Below are 1,458 nucleotides of genomic sequence, written 5' to 3'. Positions count from 1 at the left end.
ATGGTGCGAGGAGAGATGTCGTCATCCCAAAGTTCAGCCATTTGAGCGGAGGTTTTGTGGTCATGCTCTTGGGCAAAAGCCTTGAATTTGTGCCAGTCGGTAATTTGGTGGCTATGACCAGGTGGGCGATTAGGTTTAGGGAGGAAGTCGCCGGTGTGTTCTTTTCTTTGCAGCCAGAGATTGATGGTGTTCCGGCTGACATGGAAAACTTAACTGGCTTTGGTTTTGGACATACCGTCTAGTTCAATTGCATYGATAACTTTTTGTCTRAGGTCGTAACTRTAGGGGGCTGGCATTTTTGGTCTTCTTAGTCATCTCGTCCTCTCCATTATACGTCCTAACTTTCCTGTCTGGTGCTATAAGTTAAAAGCAGCGGCTATTTCGGTAAGCCTTAACCCATACATTACTGTCATACCAGTAACCCACAGCCAGGCGTGACGAGCTTTACTGAATGTATGGTTTTTGATAGTGTAGACTTCTTGTTTAGCGCTGTACCACCAATTTTTAAAGGCATCGATGCCTATACGCTGCTTAACGGTGAATCGTGTTTGTCTGGGATTAATAAGTTCTAACTGTTTTAGTAGGTGGTCTTTATTGGGTGATTTTTTGGCAATGGCTTTCAGGATGTAGTAACGTTCTTTGAATGTTTGGGACCCTATCAGCTCCTCTCCATTCTGTAAGGGAGTGTACAGCATAACCTTGAAACTCTCCCAAGTAGGATAATCATCCCAATTGGGGAATTGCTCAAAGTATATTTTTTGGCTTTGATGATAGGAAGATAGGTCGCTGACAATATCGCGGGAGCGTGGTCGTCCTGTGTTGCGGTTGTACCCGGCAAAATACTCATCTTCCAGTTGTTGGAATATTTCCCGGTAGGTTATCAGATTATCCTCAATCTGATTCTTTCCTAGAATAGTCGTATCATACCAATCCCAGAACTCACTAGTGCTAGTGATAGTCCCTAGGGCTTCTGATACCAGTTTAGCTTTCTTAACCCCGTCTATCACCCCTTGGGGTGTACACTCAAGATTAGCTGTCTTGGGTAGCCGTTTCCCGGTAGGTGGTTGCTTAAACTGCAATAGCAGATTGTACCTAGCCCCGGACTTTTGTAACTTGAGTGTCACTCCTTTGGGACATTCCCCTTTAAAGTCTTGATAGGCTTTCAGGAATCTGCTATAGCTCTCGTCATAGTTACCCTTTCCCCCCACTGTAGGGAGTTTAGTAGCATTACTCATTTTTTACTCACTTGTTACTCTACTACGGTTTTGAGTAACACCTAAGTAACGGTAGAATAGGGGTTGTAGGCTGTAATTCCGGTTCGAGTCCGACTCTGCCCACTATTAACTGTTTCTGATTAGAGAGGGATTAACAAGTAATTTCCTGAAATATCCGGAAATATTTTTCCGATCCCCAAAACCTCAACCATGTAGGTTGGGTCAAACGTAGTGAAACCCAACA

Annotated in this window: 2 pseudogenes; both read right to left on the bottom strand. The window is 44.0% G+C overall.

The window, feature by feature from the left end:
* Positions 1-296 (bottom strand): annotated as a pseudogene (locus B9T16_RS28635) (IS630 transposase-related protein); the annotation flags it as partial.
* 63 nt (positions 297-359) lie between these two features.
* A pseudogene (locus B9T16_RS28630) lies at positions 360-1,235 on the bottom strand (recombinase); the annotation flags it as partial.
* Positions 1,236-1,458 lie beyond the last annotated feature (223 nt).

This window comes from Arthrospira sp. PCC 8006 (genome assembly GCF_046480465.1).
GTDB lineage: Bacteria > Cyanobacteriota > Cyanobacteriia > Cyanobacteriales > Microcoleaceae > Limnospira > Limnospira platensis.
Note: the sequence above shows the minus strand (reverse complement) of the source record. Positions and strands in the feature narration are given on the sequence as shown.